Source organism: Ciceribacter sp. L1K22 (assembly GCF_017599385.1).
Lineage (GTDB): Bacteria > Pseudomonadota > Alphaproteobacteria > Rhizobiales > Rhizobiaceae > Allorhizobium.
In genome coordinates this window covers 2,777,765-2,794,163 of sequence record NZ_JAGFPK010000001.1, presented here as the reverse complement: position 1 = coordinate 2,794,163, position 16,399 = coordinate 2,777,765, and the positions used below count along the sequence as shown (strand labels likewise).

Here is a 16,399-nt window from a genome sequence, read left to right as displayed (position 1 = left end):
CATGGTCAGCCGCGCAGAGCGTGGACCGCTCGCCGATTGGTTCTGGACGATCGACCGCCTGTTCCTGGTGCTGTTCCTGCTTCTGATGGGCATCGGTTTCATGCTCTCTTTCGCCGCGTCGCCGGCTGTGGCCGAGCGCCTCGGTCTCGACAGCTTCCATTTCGTCAAGCGTCATGCCTTCTTCATGCTGCCCGCGATCGGCGTGATGATTGGCCTGTCCTTTCTGTCTCCGAGACAGGTGCGCCGCGCCGCCGTGCTGCTGCTTGCAATTTCCATCGTCCTGATGGTGCTTGCGCTGTTCTTCGGGGTCGAGGTCAAGGGCGCGCGACGCTGGGTGTCTATTGCAGGTCTGTCCATCCAGCCTTCGGAATTCATGAAGCCTGCCTTCGTCGTCATCTGTGCCTGGCTGTTCGCCGAACACGCCCGCCATCCCGACATTCCCGGCAATCTCTTCGCCATCATCCTGTTCGGCGTCGTTGCCGCGCTTCTCGTGGCGCAGCCCGACCTCGGCCAGACCATCCTCACCACGGTCGTCTGGGGCGCAATGTTCTTTATGGCCGGCATGCCGTGGCTCTGGATCACCATCCTGGGCGGCATCGGCGTCGCCGGGCTCGGCGCGGCCTATGTGACACTTCCCCACGTGGCGGGGCGTATCGACCGGTTCTGGACCGGCGAGGGCGATACCTTCCAGGTCGATACCGCGCGCGAGGCGATCATTCGCGGTGACTGGTTCGGCCAGGGGCCGGGCGAGGGCGTTGTCAAGCGCATCATCCCCGACAGTCATACCGACTTCATCTTCTCCGTCGCGGCGGAAGAGTTCGGCATCCTGTTCTGCATGGCGCTTGTGGCGCTGTTTGCCTTCCTCGTGTTGCGCGGGCTCAGCCACGCCTATCGGGAGCGCGATGACTTCAACCGCTTCGCCGTTGCCGGGCTGGTGCTGCAGATCGGCAGTCAGTCGATGATCAACATCGGCGTCAATCTTGAACTTCTGCCGGCCAAGGGCATGACGCTGCCGCTGATTTCCTACGGCGGTTCGTCGATGATCGCGATCTGCGTGACGGCCGGCTTCATCCTGGCGCTGACGCGTCACCGACCTGAAAAACGCGCCCAGGAGCGCAGCCTGTTCCGGTCGATGCACGGCGTGCCGGCGGAGTAAACGAACATGGCCAAGGGCATCGTCTTTCTTTCCGCCGGCGGGACCGGCGGGCATCTCTTTCCGGCCGAGGCGCTCGCGCATACGCTGACGGATCGCGGCTATCGTGTCCACCTCGTTACCGACAGCCGCGCCCAGCGCTACGCGGGCAGCTTTCCGGCCGAGGCCGTCCACTCCATTCCGTCAGCGACGATCGGCTCGAAGAACCCGGTCGCGATCGCCCGGGCTCTGCTGACGCTCTGGAGCGGCTATCGCGCGGCCCGCCGTCTGGTGCGTGAGGTCAAGCCGGTTGTTGTCGTCGGCTTCGGCGGCTATCCGACGGTGCCACCGCTGCTGGCGGCAAGCGGCCTTGGCGTGCCGACGATGATACACGAGCAGAACGCCGTCATGGGGCGCGCCAATACCGCGCTCGCCAAGCGGGTGAGGGCGATCGCCGGCGGGTTCCTCGTCGAGGACGCGGCCTATCTCGACAAGACGGTCCTGACTGGCAATCCGGTACGGCCGCCGGTGATCGCGGCCGCCGACATCCCCTATGCCCCTTCGCCCGAGGGAGGTCCCTTCCGGCTGGTGGTGTTCGGCGGCAGCCAGGGCGCGCAGTTCTTCTCCTCCGCCATCCCCAATGCGATCACGCTCCTTGATGATGATCTCCGCCGGCGTCTGGTCGTCACGCAGCAGGCGCGTCCCGAGGACGAGGAGAGGGTCAGGGAGTGCTACGCCAAGATGGGCATCGCCGCCGAGATCGCGCCCTTCTTCACCGACATGGCGGCCCGCATCGCCGCTGCGCATCTCGTCATCTGCCGGTCCGGAGCGTCGACGGTGTCGGAGCTTTCGGTGATCGGCCGTCCGTCGCTGCTTGTGCCTTATCCTTACGCGCTCGATCATGACCAGGCGGCGAATGCCGCTGCGCTCGAGGCAAGCGGCGGGGCCAAGGTCGTCGCGCAGGCGAAGCTGACGCCGGAGAAGCTTGCGGACTTCCTCAAGAACGCGATGACGCAGCCTGACAAGCTATCCACCATGGCAACGGCCGCCCGCCATGTCGGCAAACCTGACGCCGCGCGCTTGCTTGCGGACCTTGTGGAGGCTATTGCCGCTGGCAAACGCGTTTCGGACTACAAGGGAATGACAAGATGAAAATGCCGACCTCCATCGGGCTCGTCCACTTCATCGGCATTGGCGGCATCGGCATGAGCGGCATTGCCGAGGTGCTGCACAATCTCGGCCACAAGGTGCAGGGCTCCGACCAGTCCGACAGCGCCAATGTCCAGCGGTTGCGCGCCAAGGGCATCGAGGTCTTCGTCGGGCACGAGGCGGCCAACCTTGGCGAGGCCGAAGTCGTTGTCGTTTCGACAGCGATCAAGAAGAACAATCCGGAACTGATCGCCGCGCGCGAAAAGCTGCTGCCGATCGTCCGGCGCGCCGAGATGCTCGCAGAACTGATGCGCTTCCGCAACGCGATCGCCATCGGCGGCACGCACGGCAAGACGACGACGACCTCCATGGTCGCGGCGCTGCTCGATGCTGGCGGGCTCGACCCGACCGTCATCAATGGTGGCATCATCAACGCCTACGGCACCAACGCCCGCATGGGCGAGGGCGAATGGATGGTGGTGGAGGCCGACGAATCCGACGGCACCTTCCTGAAGCTGCCGGCCGAGGTGGCGATCGTCACCAACATCGATCCCGAACATCTCGACCACTACGGCAATTTCGACGCCGTTCGCGCCGCCTTCCGGCAGTTCGTCGAGAACGTGCCGTTCTACGGCTTCGGCGTCATGTGCCTCGATCACCCGGAAGTCCAGGCTCTGGTCGGCAAGATCGAGGACCGCAAGGTCATCACCTATGGCGAAAACCCGCAGGCCGACGTACGCTATTCCAACGTGAGGCTGGAAGGCACGCAGTCGTTCTTCGATGTGGAGATCCGCCGTCGCCGCACCGGCAAGGTGTTCAACTTCAACAATCTCATGCTGCCCATGCCCGGCCGCCACAATATCTCGAACGCCTGCGCGGCGATCGCCGTCGCCAATCGCCTCGGGATCGATGAGGCCGCGATCCGCAAGGGGCTCTCCGGCTTCGGTGGCGTCAAGCGGCGCTTCACGCTGACGGGGACCTGGAACGGCGTGCAGGTGTTCGACGACTACGGTCATCATCCGGTCGAAATCCGCGCCGTGCTGCGGGCCGCGCGCGAGGCCTGCAAGGGCCGGATCATCGCCGTCCACCAGCCGCATCGCTACAGCCGCCTGTCGAGCCTGTTCGAGGATTTTGCCAACTGCTTCAACGATGCGGACAGCATCCTGTTGGCGCCGGTCTATGCGGCGGGCGAGGACCCGATCGAGGGTGCGGATTCGGAAGCGCTGGTGTCGCGCATCAAGTCGGGCGGCCATCGCGACGCCCGCTACCTGGAAACGCCCGCCGATCTTCCGCGACTTGTTGCCTCAGTGGCGCAGCCCGGAGATTTTGTCATTTTGCTCGGAGCGGGCAATATTACGCAGTGGGCGGCGGCGCTGCCCAAGGAATTGGAAGCCCTGACAGGAAGTGCGTGAATGAAACAGGTCGACGGAGAAAAACTGCTGGCATCGCTCGGACCGGGCGCCAACGAGCTCAAAGGGCGCCTGACGCCCGATGCGCCGATGGATCGCGTCACCTGGTTCCAGGCCGGTGGTCTCGCCGAGCTTATGTTCCAGCCGCACGACGTCGACGATCTCGTAGCCTTCCTGAAACTGCTGCCGGAAGAGGTTCCGTTGACGGTGGTCGGCGTCGGCTCCAACCTTCTGGTGCGCGACGGCGGCATTCCGGGCGTGGTTGTCCGGCTCTCCGCCAAGGGCTTCGGTCAGGTCGAACTCGCCGGCGAAAACCTGATCCGCGCCGGTGCCATCTGCCCCGACAAGCACATTTCCGCCATGGCGATGGACAACAACATTGGTGGCTTCCATTTCTACTACGGCATTCCGGGATCGATCGGCGGCGCCGTGCGCATGAACGCCGGCGCCAATGGCGGTGATACTTCAGAGCGTCTGGTCGAGGTCGAGGCGGTCGATCGCAAGGGCAATATCGTCCGGCTGAGCAAGGCGGAGATGGGCTATTCCTACCGCCATTCGTCCGCGGCATCCGACCTGATTTTCACGCATGCCACCTTCGAGGGATACCCCGAGGACAAGGCGAAGATCCGTGCCGACATGGACGCGGTTCGCCATCACCGCGAGACGGTGCAGCCGGTCAAGGAAAAGACCGGCGGCTCGACGTTCAAGAACCCGGAAGGCCACTCGGCCTGGGAGCTGATTGACGAGGCTGGTTGCCGGGGGCTGATGATCGGCGGCGCGCAGATGTCGTCGCTTCACTGCAACTTCATGATCAATGTGGGCCACGCGACCGGCTACGATCTGGAGTATCTCGGCGAGACCGTTCGTCAGCGAGTGTTCGAAAACGCAGGCGTCAAGCTCGAATGGGAGATCAAGCGGCTGGGCATCTTCATGCCGGGGCGCGAGGTGAAACCGTTCATGGGCGTCACGACCGGTTAAAAAGGCGTTCGGCTCTGGACTATGCGCAGTTCCGTGCCGGCATCGTCGCCCAAGGTGAAGATCAGTCGCGTAACTTTGCCGTTGGCCGTCCTCTCTCTGTAAAATCAGGAGCTTGCCAGGCGTCGCGGAGAATCTCTTGTGTTCGCGGGAGTATCGTCTTCGCGTTCGCTTCGATCGCGCTCAGACGATAAAAATCTCGCCTCCTATGGCCTCCGGTTAAGAAAAGTAAACGCTTCATTAACCTTAATGTCGTTCTACTGCTCCCACGTCGGCGCGCACTGTCTTCGAGTCGCTTCGTCGCAGTGTGATAGTCGGTAATTCCCGGAGCGTTCATGGGTAGCAAGCACGTCGCCGTCCTGATGGGTGGATTGTCCTCTGAGAGGCCGGTCAGTCTTTCTTCGGGCAAGGCTTGCGCCGAAGCTCTCGAAGGCGAGGGCTTCAAGGTGACGCGGGTCGATGTCGGTCGCGACGTTGCCGCCGTTCTCGCAGACCTCAAGCCCGATGTCGCCTTCAACGCGCTGCATGGGCCCTTCGGCGAGGATGGCACCATCCAGGGTGTGCTCGAATATCTCCAGATTCCCTATACGCATTCCGGTGTTCTTGCCTCCGCCCTTGCGATGGACAAAGGGCAGGCGAAGATCGTCGCTGCCAATGCTGGCGTTCCGGTTGCCGAGGCGCGGATCATGATGCGCCAGGAGATCGGTCACGAGCATCCGATCAAGCCGCCCTACGTCGTGAAGCCGGTCACCGAGGGGTCCAGCTTCGGCGTCGTCATCGTGCAGGAGGATCAGTCTCATCCGCCGCAGGTGCTGAGCTCCTCCGAATGGCGCTATGGCGATCGTGTCATGGTCGAGCGTTATGTCGCTGGCCGCGAGCTGACCTGTGGCGTTATGGACGGCAAGGCGCTCGATGTCATCGAGATCGTGCCGCAGGGCCACAGCTTCTACGATTACGATTCCAAGTACGTCGCCGGAGGCTCCCGGCACGTTCTTCCTGCGGAAATTTCACCGAAAATTTACCAAAAAATACAAGACTTCGCGGTCAAGGCGCATCAGGCGATCGGATGCCGTGGCGTGAGTCGCTCGGACTTTCGTTACGACGACCGTCTCGGTGGGGATGGCGATCTGATCTGGCTGGAAGTCAATACCCAGCCGGGAATGACCCCGACCTCCCTGGTGCCCGAAATGGCCGCTCACGCCGGTTATTCTTTTGGTGATTTCGTTCGTTGGATGGTGGAGGACGCGTCGTGCGCTCGCTAGACGACCATGGTCGGTACGATATGGCGGGGCGGCTGGCGGTCGCACCGCAGGCGGAGCAGTTCGTGCTGCCTCGTCCGCTGCGCCGTGCCGTGCGTTTCGTCATCGGGCTTTGCACCGGCCGGATCACGATCGCGCCTGCGCTCGGTCGCCTTTCGTTTGCTGCCTACTGTGCCTTCGTTGTCGGCTACGGCGTTATCGCCGGCGGACACGGCCAAACCGTCGCCCAGTCGCTAACGTCGGCGGCCGGGTTCGCGATCGAGGACGTCCGTGTTTCGGGCAATCAGCACACATCGGAAATCGACATCCTTCAGCTTCTGGGTCTTGATGGGACCACGTCGCTGCTCGCCCTCGATATCGGTGCGGCGCGTCAGGCGCTGTCTGTGCTGCCTTGGGTCGAGACGGCCGAGGTGCGAAAGGTTTATCCGCGGACCGTCGAAGTCATGCTGAAAGAGCGTCAGGCCTTCGGCATCTGGCAGCATGGGTCCGAACTCTCGATCATCGAAAAGAACGGGAGCGTGATTGCGCCGCTCCGCGACAACAAGTTCGCCTCGCTGCCGCTGTTCGTCGGTCGCGATGCCGAGCGGGCGGCGTCTTCGATCGAGACCGAATTCGCAAGCTGGCCGGCCATCACGCCGCAGATCAAGGCCTATGTCCGCGTCGCCAGCCGTCGCTGGGACGTGCATCTCGATAATGGCGTCATCATCAAGCTGCCGGAAACCGGCATGGCGGAGGCCATGGATCGTCTGGGTCGTCTGGAAGCGGAGCAGCAGGTTCTGGAGCGCGACATCGCCGCCATCGATCTTCGTCTCCCTGACCGGATCGCCATCCGCCTGACGCCCGAGGCACAGGAGCGGCGCGAGCAGGCGCTGGCCGAGCGCGAGAAGTTTCTCAAGAAGCAGGGGCAGCGCACATGACCCCCTTCTTTGGTTCCCAGGGCTTCGGCCTCCCGCGCATAAAGCCGCTGTCGTCGAAGCGGTCTCACGTCGTTTCCGTTCTCGATATCGGCTCGACAAAGATCGTCTGCATGATCGGACGGCTGACGCCGCGCAAGGAAAGCGCGATCCTGCCCGGTCGCACACACAGCGTCGAGATCATTGGTATCGGCCACCAGCGGTCGCGCGGCATCAAGTCGGGCGTCATCGCCGATCTCGATCAGGTGGAGAGCGTCGTCCGTCTGGCGGTCGATGCCGCCGAGCGTATGGCGGGTCTCACCATCGATAGCCTGATCGTCAATGTGTCGGCCGGTCGCATCACCAGCGACGTCTACACGGCGACCATCGATCTCGGCGGCCAGGAAGTCGAGGCAAGCGATCTGAAGAAGGTTCTCGTCGCGGCAGGCCAGCAGTCGCAGAACCATGACCGCGCCGTGCTGCATTCATTGCCGACCGGGTTCTCGCTCGACGGCGAACGCGGTATCCGCGATCCGCTCGGCATGTTCGGCGACGCGCTCGGGGTCGACATGCACGTGGTGACGGCCGAACGCGCCGCGCTGAAAAATCTCGAGCTTTGCATCAACCGTGCCCACCTTACCGTCGAGGGCGTCGTGGCGACGCCCTATGCCAGTGGTCTTGCTGCTCTGGTCGACGACGAGGTTGAACTCGGCTGCGCCGCGATCGACATGGGCGGCGGTACCACGACGATTTCGGTTTTTGCGGAAGGCAAGCTCATCCACACGGACGCGATCGGCCTTGGCGGTCATCACGTAACGACCGACCTCGCGCGCGGCCTGTCCACCCGGATCGAAGACGCCGAACGTCTGAAGGTTGTTCATGGTTCGGCGCTCGCCAACAGTACGGACGAACGTGATCTGATCTCCATCCCGCCGATCGGCGAGGACGAGCGCGACCAGCCGCATCAGGTGCCGCGTGCACTTGTGACCCGCATCATTCGCGCCCGGATCGAGGAAACGCTCGAAATGATGCGCGACCGAATCCAGAAGTCGGGTTTCGGCCCTGTGGTCGGCAAGCGGGTCGTGCTGACGGGCGGCGCCAGCCAACTGACCGGCCTGCCGGAAGCGGCGCGCCGCATCCTGGCCCGCAACGTGCGGATTGGTCGCCCCATGGGTGTCGCCGGCCTCCCGGCCGCAGCCAAGGGGCCGGCGTTCTCCACGGCCGTGGGTCTGATGATCTATCCGCAGGTGGCCGACATGGAGACCCATGCCGGGCAGGGCGGCCTGTTTTCACCGTTCAACCACGGCTCAGGGCGGTTTGCCCGCATGGGACAGTGGCTGAAGGAAAGTTTTTGAGTTTGTCCTCGCCCGACACAAGGTTCGGGCAGGGCTGGGAAGTTAGCATATCTGGCCGGCTTGGCGATGCGGCCGAGAAGAGAAGGAATGGGTAAATGACTATCAAGCTGCAAAAGCCAGACATCACCGAGCTGAAGCCGCGCATCACCGTATTCGGCGTGGGCGGGGGCGGCGGCAATGCCGTCAACAACATGATCACCGCCGGCCTCCAGGGCGTCGACTTCGTTGTCGCCAACACGGATGCCCAGGCGCTCACCATGACCAAGGCCGAACGCATCATCCAGCTCGGCGTCAACGTCACCGAAGGCCTTGGCGCCGGCTCGCAGCCGGAAGTCGGTCGCGCCGCAGCCGAGGAGTGCATCGACGAGATCATCGACCACCTGAACGGCACCCACATGTGCTTCGTCACCGCCGGCATGGGCGGCGGCACCGGCACGGGTGCGGCTCCGGTCGTTGCCCAGGCGGCCCGCAACAAGGGCATCCTGACTGTCGGCGTCGTCACCAAGCCGTTCCATTTCGAAGGCGCGCGCCGCATGCGTCTCGCCGAATCGGGTATCGAGGAACTGCAGAAGTCGGTCGACACCCTGATCGTCATCCCGAACCAGAACCTCTTCCGCATCGCCAACGACAAGACCACCTTCGCCGACGCCTTCGCGATGGCCGACCAGGTGCTCTACTCGGGCGTTGCCTGCATCACCGACCTTATGGTCAAGGAAGGCCTGATCAACCTCGACTTCGCCGACGTTCGCTCGGTGATGCGCGAGATGGGCCGCGCCATGATGGGCACCGGCGAAGCCTCCGGCCAGGGCCGCGCCATGCAGGCCGCCGAAGCCGCGATCGCGAACCCGCTGCTCGACGAAACCTCGATGAAGGGCGCCCAGGGCCTGCTGATCTCGATCACCGGCGGTCGTGACCTGACCCTGTTCGAAGTCGACGAGGCTGCGACCCGCATCCGCGAGGAAGTGGATCCGGATGCCAATATCATCCTCGGCGCGACCTTCGACGAAGCGTTGGAAGGCCTGATCCGTGTGTCGGTCGTCGCCACGGGCATCGACCGTGCGGCCGGTATGGGCCAGCAGGGCTACGAGCCGGTCCAGAGAACAGTTACCCGTCCTTCCGCGGCCGTGGCTCCGGCCCCGGCCGCCGTTCAGCCTGTCGCCGCGCAGGCACCGAAGGCGATCGATCCGGTCGCCGAAACCATCCGCTCGGCAGAAGCTGAAATGGAGCGCGAGCTCGAAATCGCCATGGCCCGCCCGGCCGCCCCGTCGATGGAACAGCCCGCCGCGCCGGCCGGCGACTTCCGTCCGCAGAGCAAGCTGTTCGCACAGCCGGCCGCAGAGGCTCCGGTGCGCGCACCCGCGCCGCAGCCGGCCCCGGTCATGACCCGTCCGGCGGCTCCCGCTCCGGCGCCGCAGCCTGCTCCGATGATGCACGAGCCGATGGCAGCATCCGTTGGACGCCAGACGGTCGACCCGGTCCGGATGCCGAAGGTGGAGGATTTCCCGCCGGTTCTGCGTGCGGAAATCGACCAGCGTGCCACCCAGGCCGCGCCGGCTGCTGCTGACGAACGCGGCCCGATGGGTCTCCTGAAGCGGATCACCAACAGTCTCGGTCGCCATGCCGACGAAGAGGGTGTGCAGGCCGACATGACCGCCGTGCCGCCGGCTGCCTCGCAGCAGCGTCGCCCGCTGTCGCCCGAGGCGAGCCTCTACGCACCGCGTCGCGGCAACCTCGACGACCATGGCCGCGCCGTTCCGGCAAGCCATGCCGGCCATGACGACGACCAGCTGGAAATTCCGGCTTTCCTGCGACGCCAGTCGACCTGACCGACGCCGTCACCACATTGTAACGAAAGGCCCGGACGGCTTCGTCCGGGCCTTTCGTCTTTCCGTGTTCAAGCGTTTGAAAATATTCAGTTATTCTTTCGAGAAGATTCGTAACAATTCGAAAGAAACAGTGATTTGGTTTGGCCGCCGCGCACCCGTATGTATGGGGTGAAGACAGATGTCCCGCTTGGCGTTTTTTGGTGCGGACGGTGTTTAAAGATGGGGCTGCGCCTTTCGTCCCAAGGTTTGGCGCGCCGTGCGGAAGGTTAAGTTAGAATGGCAATCGGCCTCCTGGGCTTCCAGTCCACAATCGAATCCCCCGTAACGATATCGGGTATCGGCGTTCATTCCGGCACGCCTGTGTCGATCACGTTTCAGCCTGCGGAAGCCGGCACCGGCATCCTGTTCAGCCGCCAGCATGCCGACGGAACGTCGACGGAACTGCGCGCCGTTTCGAACAATGTCGGCAATACCGATCTCTGCACGGTTCTCGGCAAGACCGCCAAGGGCTCGGTCGCCACTATCGAACATGTGATGGCCGCGATCTACGCGCTCGGCATCGACAATTTGATCGTCGAGGTGGACGGCGCCGAGATGCCGATCATGGACGGCAGCTCCGCGCCCTTTATCGAGGCGATCGAGCAGGCCGGCATCCGCAATCTCGGCGTCAAGCGTCGTTATATCCGCGTTCTGAAGCCGGTGCGAATCGATAACGGCGCCTCCTGGTCCGAATTCCGTCCGCACGACGGCACTCGGTTCGAAGTCGAGATCGATTTCGACACGCCGCTGATCGGGCGCCAGTCCTGGCAGGGTGAGTTGACCGCCGGCACGTTCAAGGACGAACTGTCGCGCGCCCGTACCTTCGGCTTCATGCGCGATGTGGAAAAGCTCTGGGCCGCCGGTTTCGCGCTCGGCTCGTCGCTTGAAAATTCGGTCGTCATTTCCGACGACAACACAGTGATCAACGTCGAGGGCCTGCGGTATGCCGGCGACGAGTTCGTGCGTCACAAGACCCTCGATGCCGTCGGCGACCTGGCGCTTGCCGGCGCCCAGTTCATCGGCTGCTACCGCTCCTATCGCGGCGGCCACAAGATGAACGCCAATGCGCTCAAGGCCCTGCTGTCGGATCCGACCGCCTATGAAATCGTCGAGGCGCCGTCGCGCAGCACGACACGGGTCAGGGCAGGCGAGTTCGTGGCGGTCAGCGTTCCGGGCTTCGCGCCCTGGGCCGCGGAGGTTTGATTTAAAAGGCGGGTTTCGGACCCGCCTTTTTCTTGTCATCTGACGGATCGGCGAACGGTCATTCTTGGTGCAAGCCCGCCGGCTGCCATAAAAATGCGTTAAATCACGATCATTGCGTTGCCCTCTTGCCGCATTTGTGGCTAGAAACGCCAGTTGAGAGAGGCGATCTTCGCCGGCGGCGCTGCGGCCGGGAACCGTCGTACGAGTGATGTAGGGTCGAGAATGGTCAAGAAAGCAGCGCGTATCGCCGCCGTGTGTGTCCTCATGACGGGCCCGGGTGTCCTTCTGGCCGGGTGCCAGACGGATCCCGACATCGACATCACCAAGCTCGCGGTCGAGACCGATCCCCCGGAAGTGCTCTACAATCAGGGGCTTGCCAACATGAAGGCAGGCAACATGACGGAGGCGGGCCGCAAATTCGAGGCGGTCGACCGGCAGCACCCGTTCTCGGAATGGTCGCAGAAGGCGCTGGTCATGACCACCTACGTCAAGTACCGCACCTCGCGCTACACGGAGGCGATCTCCAGCGGCAACCGCTACATGGCGCTCTATCCGAAGTCGGACGACGCGGCTTACGTGCAGTACCTGATCGGCCTGTCGAACTGGCGCCAGATCGCCAGCGTGACTCAGGACCAGAAGCCGTCGGTGCGCACCATCGAGGCGATGCAGAAAGTCGTCGATAATTGGCCGGACTCCGAATACGTGCCCGACGCCCAGGCCAAGATCCGCTTCGCCCGCGACCAGCTCGCCGGCAAGGAGATGCAGGTCGGCCGCTACTATCTGGAGCGCAAGGAATACCTCGCGGCCATCTCCCGGTTCCGGAAGGTGGTCGAGGATTATTCCAACACCAACCAGATCGAGGAAGCGCTTGCTCGTCTCGTCGAGGCCTACTACGCCATGGGCGTGACGCAGGAAGCGCAGACCGCCGCGGCCGTTCTCGGACACAACTATCCTGACAGCCAGTGGTACGCCGATTCCTACAAGCTTCTGCAGACCGGTGGTCTGGAGCCGCGCGAAAATCCGGGCTCCTGGATTGCGAGAGCGGGCAAGAAGCTTATTCTCGGCACGTGAGCCCCGAATCCGAACGAGACCTGAAAGCCCATGCTGGTTCAGCTGTCGATCCGTGACATCGTCTTGATCGAACGTCTGGACCTCGCCTTCGAGGCCGGCCTGTCGGTGCTGACCGGCGAGACCGGCGCGGGCAAGTCGATCCTGCTCGACAGCCTCTCGCTGGCGCTCGGCGGACGAGGCGATGGCGGGCTTGTGAGACATGGACTCGACAAGGGGCAGGTGACCGCGGTCTTCGACGTTGCCGCGAATCATGCAGCGCGCGTTCTTCTTCGCGACAATGGCATCGACGATGACGGCGATCTCATTTTCCGCCGACAGCAGTCGGCTGATGGACGCACCAAGGCCTATGTCAACGACCAGCCCGTCAGCGTGCAGCTTATGCGACAGGCGGGTCAGCTGCTCGTGGAAATCCACGGTCAGCACGACGACCGCGCGCTGATCGACACCAACGCCCACCGTATCCTGCTCGATGCCTTTGCCGGGCTTCAGGACGAAGCGCTGGCCGTTGCCGAGCTCTATCGCAAATGGCGTGACGCCGAGCGGGCCGCCAAGGCGCATCGCGCCAAGGTCGAGGCTGCCGCCCGCGAAGCGGATTATCTGCGCGCCTCCGTCGATGAACTGGAGAAGCTGTCACCGCAGGATGGCGAGGAGGACCAGCTCGCCGACCGTCGCGCAGTGATGCAGAAGTCCGAACGCATTGCCGGCGACATTGCCGAAGCCTCCGAATTCCTCAACGGAAATGCTTCCCCCGTACCGCTGATCGCCTCGCTGGTGCGGCGGCTCGAACGAAAGAGTCATGAGGCGCCCGGCCTGCTCGAAGAGACGGTGCAACTGCTCGATTCGGCGCTCGACAATCTGTCCAACGCGCAGATGGAAGTGGAATCCGCGCTCAGGCGCACCGAATTCGACCCGCGCGAGCTGGAACGCGTCGAAGAGCGGCTGTTTGCGCTTCGCGCCGCCGGCCGCAAGTATTCGGTTCTCGTGTCCGATCTGCCGGCGCTCGCCGAGAAGATGGTCGCCGATCTCGCCGATCTCGATGCCGGCGAAGAGAAACTGGCGATCCTGGACAAGGCCGTCGGCGAGGCGAGGGCGCTTTTTGATCACGCGGCGAAGTCGCTGTCGGCCAAGCGCCACAACGCCGCCGACGCTCTCGCCGAAGCGGTCATGGCCGAACTGCCGGCGCTGAAGCTGGAGCGCGCCCGCTTCATGGTCGAGCTCACCACCGATGCCGAGGCGGCCACCGCCGACGGCATCGATACCGTTGAGTTCCATGTTCAGACCAATCCGGGCACACGACCCGGCCCGATCATGAAAGTCGCGTCTGGCGGCGAACTGTCGCGCTTCCTGCTGGCACTCAAGGTCGCGCTCGCCGATCGCGGTTCGGCACCGACGCTCGTGTTCGACGAGATCGACACGGGTGTCGGGGGCGCGGTGGCGGATGCGATCGGTCAGCGCCTCAAACGTCTCTCCTCGAAAGTGCAGGTCTTGTCGGTCACCCACGCGCCGCAGGTCGCCGCCCGCGCCTCGACGCACCTGCTGATCTCCAAGGGACCGTCCGAGAAAGCCGCCGACAAGATCGCGACACGCGTCGCCCGCATGCAGCCGGAGCACCGGACCGAGGAGATCGCCCGGATGCTCGCCGGCGCCTCGATCACCGACGAGGCTCGCGCGGCCGCGGCCAAACTGCTTTCCGGAGATCATTGAACGAAAACCGCTTCCAGTCGTTCTCGTCGGCGGCCAACGGAGTAACAGCGCGTGGACATCATCTCGACCTATTGGCCGCATGTGCTCGCCGCTCTCTCCATAGCCATGGGCAGCGTCGCGGCGGTGCATGCGGCGATGACCAAGCGCGACGTGCCTTCCGCGATCGGCTGGGTCGGCGTCATCATCCTGTCGCCCATCCTCGGAGCGCTGATCTACATGGTGGCGGGCGTCAACCGAATCCGCCGTAAGTCGCTGCTCCTGCGCCGGCACGTTCCCCATTCGGCGGTCGAGACGATCCTCGCATCCCATATCGTCGACGACGAAACGTATGCGCACCGGTTCGGAGCGCGCATGGCCTCCCTGAAACGGCTCGGCGATCGGGTTGCCTCCAGTCCATTGGTGGACGGAAACCAGATCGATCTTCTGGGAAGCGGTGACGAGACCTACGACGCCTTCTGCACGGCGATCGATGCGGCCGATCGGTCCATCATTCTCGAAACCTATATCTTCGACCGCGACCGCGTCGGTAAACGCATCGCCGACCGGCTGATCGCGGCGCGGCAGCGGGGCGTCGAGGTGCGTGTGCTGGTCGATGCCGTCGGCGCACGCTATTCAGTGCCCAGCATTCTGCCCTATCTCGAAGCCGGAGGGGTCACCGTCGCCTCGTTCAACGGGCAGGTCATCATGGGGCTCAGGCTGCCCTATGCGAACCTGCGCACGCACCGCAAGATCATGGTGGTCGACGGTTTGATCGCCTTCGCCGGTGGCATGAACATTCGCGCCGGCTTCAGCGGCGTGGCCGCGAACCGCGATACACATTTCCGCGTGCATGGGCCGCTTGTCGCCGATCTGTTCGCCGTTGCGGCGGAGGACTGGCATTTCGAAACCGGGGAAACCCTGTCCGGCGAGCCCTGGATTTCGTCCGGGATCGGGGTCGCAGGGCCGCAAGCGGCGTGCGCCAGGGCCGTGGTCTCCGGTCCTGATTCGACGATCGAGACCAATCACAAGCTTCTGACAGGCGCGTTCTCAATCGCGGAAAAATCGATCCGCATCATGTCTCCCTATTTCCTGCCTGACAATGTCTTCCTCGGCGCGCTGGCCACTGCCGCCCGGCGTGGCGTTGCGGTCGAAATCGTGGTGCCCTCGCAGAACAATCTCGCCATCGTCGCGCGGGCGATGATGGCCCAGTTCGCGATGGTGCTGAAGGATGGCAGCCGTGTTTTCCTGTCGTCCGGACCCTTCGATCATTCCAAGCTTCTGGTGGTCGACGGCAACTGGGCTTTCGTCGGCTCCTCCAACCTGGATTCCCGGTCGCTGCGCCTGAACTTCGAGATCGACCTCGAGGTGCATGACCCCAATTTCGCGCGGAAGGTGGAGGCGCGGATTCTCGCGGCCCGCGATGGCGGCACCGAGCTGAAGCTGGACCAGTTGAAAGCGCGGCCGTTTCCGCTGCGCCTGACCGACCGCATCTTCTGGCTGGGGTCGCCCTATCTATGAGGTGGAGCGTCGACGGGAAGGGAGCGGGAACTTTGCGATGAAGACGAACGACACCAACCTTGCCCGTGCGCTGATCGCCTCTATCCGCAATCGCAAACGGCGTCCGTCGCAGCACCCTGGATACGTCCTCGACAGCGACAGCATGCTGGTCGCCTCCTACAACGTGCACAAGTGCGTCGGCACCGATGGCCGGTTCGATCCGTCCCGGGTCATGGAGGTGATCCGCGAGATCGGTCCCGATGTGATCGCGCTGCAAGAGGCGGACATGCGGTTCGGGGAGCGTGCCGGGCTGCTCGACCTGCCGCGTCTCAGGCACGAGACGGGGCTCGTTCCGGTACCGGTCACGTCGAATCCGAAATCCCACGGCTGGCACGGCAATGTGCTGCTGTTTCGGCAGGGTGTCGTCAGCGACGTGCATCAGGTCAAGCTACCGGGCCTGGAACCGCGTGGCGCGCTACTCGCGGAAATCGACCTCGAGCGCGGCGCCTCGATCCGCGTCGTCGCCGCCCATCTCGGACTGATGCGCTGGGCGCGCCGTCAGCAGGCCGACACTCTGCTCGAATTGCTGGGTGGCCGCGACGACCGGCCGACGATCCTGATGGGCGACTTCAACGAATGGCGCCTCGGCAATGGTTCGGCGCTCAACCGGCTCGAAGCCTTGTTCGGGCCCCTGCCGCCGGCGCTGCCGAGCTTTCCGGCGCGCATGCCGGTGCTGTCGCTCGACCGTATTCTCGCCAACCGGCAGGGCCTCATCGGCAATCTTGCCGTTCACGACACGCCGCTTGCCCGCAAGGCCTCCGATCACCTGCCACTTACTGCCAGGATCGATCTCACAGCCTGCCTAAGCTAGACGTCTCGCAGGTTTCCATTCGGCGAATTTGCGTTAT

Annotated in this window: 13 protein-coding genes; all 13 read left to right on the top strand. The window is 63.9% G+C overall.

The window, feature by feature from the left end; all coding sequences use genetic code 11:
* The first annotated feature begins 1 nt into the window (after position 1).
* The 13 genes from ftsW to J5J09_RS13865 all read left to right on the top strand — a co-directional run bounded on the left by ftsW (position 2) and on the right by J5J09_RS13865 (position 16,362).
* On the top strand, positions 2 to 1,156 hold the full coding sequence (gene ftsW / locus J5J09_RS13925) for a putative lipid II flippase FtsW (protein WP_208551488.1): 1,155 nt from the start codon (positions 2 to 4) through the stop codon (positions 1,154 to 1,156).
* A gap of 6 nt (positions 1,157 to 1,162) precedes the next feature.
* The gene (gene murG / locus J5J09_RS13920; RefSeq protein WP_208551487.1) at positions 1,163 to 2,284 is read left to right on the top strand and encodes an undecaprenyldiphospho-muramoylpentapeptide beta-N-acetylglucosaminyltransferase; all 1,122 of its coding nucleotides are present in this window, start codon (positions 1,163 to 1,165) and stop codon (positions 2,282 to 2,284) included.
* Complete coding sequence (murC, locus tag J5J09_RS13915; protein WP_208551486.1) at positions 2,281 to 3,693, top strand: UDP-N-acetylmuramate--L-alanine ligase; 1,413 nt, start codon at positions 2,281 to 2,283, stop codon at positions 3,691 to 3,693. Before murG ends, murC begins: the two co-directional genes overlap by 4 nt.
* Entirely contained in the window at positions 3,694 to 4,668 is a 975-nt protein-coding gene (gene murB, locus J5J09_RS13910) for a UDP-N-acetylmuramate dehydrogenase (protein WP_208551485.1), read from the top strand.
* A 332-nt stretch (positions 4,669 to 5,000) separates the two neighbouring features.
* Positions 5,001 to 5,927, top strand: a complete 927-nt coding sequence (locus J5J09_RS13905; protein WP_208551484.1) for a D-alanine--D-alanine ligase — start codon at positions 5,001 to 5,003, stop codon at positions 5,925 to 5,927.
* A 20-nt stretch (positions 5,928 to 5,947) separates the two neighbouring features.
* Complete coding sequence (locus J5J09_RS13900; RefSeq protein ID WP_208553586.1) at positions 5,948 to 6,841, top strand: cell division protein FtsQ/DivIB; 894 nt, start codon at positions 5,948 to 5,950, stop codon at positions 6,839 to 6,841.
* Positions 6,838 to 8,172, top strand: a complete 1,335-nt coding sequence (gene ftsA, locus J5J09_RS13895; protein WP_208551483.1) for a cell division protein FtsA — start codon at positions 6,838 to 6,840, stop codon at positions 8,170 to 8,172. The genes J5J09_RS13900 and ftsA overlap by 4 nt, the downstream gene beginning before the upstream one ends.
* A gap of 95 nt (positions 8,173 to 8,267) precedes the next feature.
* Positions 8,268 to 9,998, top strand: coding sequence for a cell division protein FtsZ (gene ftsZ / locus J5J09_RS13890; protein ID WP_208551482.1), 1,731 nt, complete (start codon positions 8,268 to 8,270; stop codon positions 9,996 to 9,998).
* Positions 9,999 to 10,274: 276 nt separating this feature from the next.
* Entirely contained in the window at positions 10,275 to 11,240 is a 966-nt protein-coding gene (gene lpxC / locus J5J09_RS13885) for a UDP-3-O-acyl-N-acetylglucosamine deacetylase (RefSeq protein WP_208551481.1), read from the top strand.
* A 264-nt stretch (positions 11,241 to 11,504) separates the two neighbouring features.
* A complete protein-coding gene (locus tag J5J09_RS13880; RefSeq protein WP_246745972.1) occupies positions 11,505 to 12,311 on the top strand; it encodes an outer membrane protein assembly factor BamD in 807 nt (268 codons plus the stop codon).
* A gap of 30 nt (positions 12,312 to 12,341) precedes the next feature.
* Positions 12,342 to 14,015: a DNA repair protein RecN gene (gene recN / locus J5J09_RS13875; RefSeq protein ID WP_208551479.1), complete on the top strand. Its 1,674-nt coding sequence runs from the start codon at positions 12,342 to 12,344 to the stop codon at positions 14,013 to 14,015.
* 105 nt (positions 14,016 to 14,120) lie between these two features.
* Positions 14,121 to 15,512, top strand: coding sequence for a cardiolipin synthase (gene cls, locus J5J09_RS13870; RefSeq protein WP_208553585.1), 1,392 nt, complete (start codon positions 14,121 to 14,123; stop codon positions 15,510 to 15,512).
* 37 nt (positions 15,513 to 15,549) lie between these two features.
* On the top strand, positions 15,550 to 16,362 hold the full coding sequence (locus J5J09_RS13865) for an endonuclease/exonuclease/phosphatase family protein (protein WP_208551478.1): 813 nt from the start codon (positions 15,550 to 15,552) through the stop codon (positions 16,360 to 16,362).
* The last annotated feature ends 37 nt before the right edge of the window (positions 16,363 to 16,399 follow it).

Coding starts and splice junctions, on each gene's coding strand:
- ftsW (WP_208551488.1), top strand. CDS start 2: ATGGTCAGCCGCGCAGAGCGTGGACCGCTCGCCGATTGGTTCTGGACG.
- murG (WP_208551487.1), top strand. CDS start 1,163: ATGGCCAAGGGCATCGTCTTTCTTTCCGCCGGCGGGACCGGCGGGCAT.
- murC (WP_208551486.1), top strand. CDS start 2,281: ATGAAAATGCCGACCTCCATCGGGCTCGTCCACTTCATCGGCATTGGC.
- murB (WP_208551485.1), top strand. CDS start 3,694: ATGAAACAGGTCGACGGAGAAAAACTGCTGGCATCGCTCGGACCGGGC.
- J5J09_RS13905 (WP_208551484.1), top strand. CDS start 5,001: ATGGGTAGCAAGCACGTCGCCGTCCTGATGGGTGGATTGTCCTCTGAG.
- J5J09_RS13900 (WP_208553586.1), top strand. CDS start 5,948: ATGGCGGGGCGGCTGGCGGTCGCACCGCAGGCGGAGCAGTTCGTGCTG.
- ftsA (WP_208551483.1), top strand. CDS start 6,838: ATGACCCCCTTCTTTGGTTCCCAGGGCTTCGGCCTCCCGCGCATAAAG.
- ftsZ (WP_208551482.1), top strand. CDS start 8,268: ATGACTATCAAGCTGCAAAAGCCAGACATCACCGAGCTGAAGCCGCGC.
- lpxC (WP_208551481.1), top strand. CDS start 10,275: ATGGCAATCGGCCTCCTGGGCTTCCAGTCCACAATCGAATCCCCCGTA.
- J5J09_RS13880 (WP_246745972.1), top strand. CDS start 11,505: ATGACGGGCCCGGGTGTCCTTCTGGCCGGGTGCCAGACGGATCCCGAC.
- recN (WP_208551479.1), top strand. CDS start 12,342: ATGCTGGTTCAGCTGTCGATCCGTGACATCGTCTTGATCGAACGTCTG.
- cls (WP_208553585.1), top strand. CDS start 14,121: ATGGGCAGCGTCGCGGCGGTGCATGCGGCGATGACCAAGCGCGACGTG.
- J5J09_RS13865 (WP_208551478.1), top strand. CDS start 15,550: ATGAAGACGAACGACACCAACCTTGCCCGTGCGCTGATCGCCTCTATC.